Raw genomic sequence first — 834 nt, forward strand, 5'->3', positions numbered from 1 at the left:
GGTGCTGTTGCAAAGTTGGGGCAGTAGGAAGACCGGCGTGGAATAATCAGGTCCATGGGCATCTTCTCCGGTCGGCAGTTCCCTCGTGAAATCATCCTGTGGGCGGTGCGGTGGTACTGCCGCTACGGCGTGAGCTATCGCGACCTCGAAGAGATGATGACCGAGCGGGGAGTGCCGGTCGATCACACCACGATCTACCGCTGGGTCCAGAAATATGCTCCTGAGCTGGATAAGAAGACCCGGTGGTATCGGCAAGTTCCTGACTGGCAGGCCAGGTCCTGGCGGGTGGATGAGACCTATATCCGGGTCGGGGGAAAGTGGTGCTACCTCTATCGGGCAATCACCGCCGGTGGCCAGACCCTGGACTTCTACCTCTCACCAAAACGCAACGTCGCGGCAGCGAAGCGTTTCCTGGCGAAGACGCTGCGGTCGAATAAATCGGCAGGCTATCCGCGGGTGATCAGCACCGACAAGGCCCCCTCACTCGCCAGGGCAATCTCTGAGCTGAAGGCGGAAGGCGTCTGTCCATCGACGGTCGAGCATCGTCGGGTGAAATACCTCAACAACGTCATTGAAGGCGATCATGGCCGGTTAAAGCGGATCCTGGGGCCGAAAGGAGCATTCAAAAACCGAACGTCTGCCTACCGGACGTTGAAAGGGATGGAAGCGATGCACTCATTGCGGAAGGGGCAGGGCACGATGTTTGCCTATGGTCACCCGAATCCGGATGCAGTGATTGTTAGCCGGGTATTCGAGACGGCCTGACAACACAGGAACATAGCGTTGATCACACAATAAAAACGGAGCTTTCTTGGCTCCCGCCCCAAGTTGCAA

1 protein-coding gene is annotated in these 834 nt (G+C 57.8%); it reads left to right on the top strand.

Annotation, left to right across the window (positions count from 1 at the left end):
• Nucleotides 1–54: 54 nt before the first annotated feature.
• A complete protein-coding gene (locus QP413_RS09840; protein WP_010889963.1) occupies nucleotides 55–765 on the top strand; it encodes an IS6-like element IS1628 family transposase in 711 nt (236 codons plus the stop codon).
• Nucleotides 766–834 lie beyond the last annotated feature (69 nt).

This window comes from Corynebacterium sp. UMB4614, from assembly GCF_030217065.1.
GTDB lineage: Bacteria > Actinomycetota > Actinomycetes > Mycobacteriales > Mycobacteriaceae > Corynebacterium.